We start from the raw sequence: 347 nt of genomic DNA, 5'->3' as shown, positions 1-347 counted from the left end.
TAGCAGGATTTTTCGCAGAGGTCGGCGACCTCAGAGACTATCAACATCCTCGCCAAATCGTAAAATTAGCAGGTTTAAGTTTAAAAGAAAACACATCCGGAAAGCACAAAGGTCAGACCAAGATTACTAAACGGGGACGAAAGAAATTGAGGGCTCTCTTATTCCGGGCAGCCATGATACTGGTGGCAAAGAACAAGGCTTTTAAAGCTCTTCATATATATTACACAACACGTTCCCACAATCCCTTAAAGAAAATGCAATCTCTGATAGCCTTGTGTAACAAGCTTATTCGAATTCTATTTTCAATCGGTAAAAAACAATTTACGTTTCAAGAAGACAAGATGTTA

The 347-nt window shown here is 39.2% G+C and carries 1 protein-coding gene; it reads left to right on the top strand.

Annotation, left to right across the window (positions count from 1 at the left end; all coding sequences use genetic code 11):
- Positions 1-347, top strand: a 347-nt coding sequence (locus Q8G36_RS28725) for a transposase (RefSeq protein ID WP_305163156.1), incomplete at both ends; no start/stop codon positions are given.

Source organism: Peribacillus frigoritolerans (genome assembly GCF_030676415.1).
Lineage (GTDB): Bacteria > Bacillota > Bacilli > Bacillales > DSM-1321 > Peribacillus > Peribacillus frigoritolerans_A.
Note: the sequence above shows the minus strand (reverse complement) of the source record. Positions and strands in the feature narration are given on the sequence as shown.